The 505-nt window shown below is 24.6% G+C and carries 1 protein-coding gene; it reads right to left on the bottom strand.

Annotated features, from left to right (window positions below; translation table 11 throughout):
* The coding region (locus ACP5GV_RS08160) for a hypothetical protein (RefSeq protein WP_428103316.1) at positions 1 to 505 on the bottom strand (505 nt) is incomplete at both ends.

The raw sequence follows: 505 nt of genomic DNA, 5'->3' as shown, positions 1-505 counted from the left end.
CTAATTGATATATAACAACACCTAGAGAAAAACCATATAATACAAATATGACTGATATAATTAGCAATGAAATTATATAGCCTGTTTTTATATCTTTTTTGGAAGATCCCATATTTTTCAGATAACTTATTGCATCATTTATACTATTATACATCTTTTTGTTTGAGAAATAAATAGCTGGTAAGGAAAGAGAAATCAATATAATAGATAAAATCAAAGATAAATTATTTAAAGTTAATTTAGTTGATCCTAAAATGTATTGAATTCCATTTTTCACTTCTATTTTATTTGTATTCAAATTGGGTAAAATTATTATGTTTAAATTATATGGCGAACTAATTATGCCTGTTACGTGATATGTATTGCATGAATTAGAAAAACAAAGGTTTATTGTATCGTTTAAGCTTACGTTTAAATTATTACTTACCAAAACCCCGTATCTTCCATTTAACAGTTCAATATTAAGTGATTTCAAAAGGTTGGTCTCATTTCCATTAGAAAAAAC

The organism is Caldisphaera sp. (assembly GCF_049974385.1).
Taxonomy (GTDB): domain Archaea; phylum Thermoproteota; class Thermoprotei_A; order Sulfolobales; family Acidilobaceae; genus Caldisphaera.
Note: the sequence above shows the minus strand (reverse complement) of the source record. Positions and strands in the feature narration are given on the sequence as shown.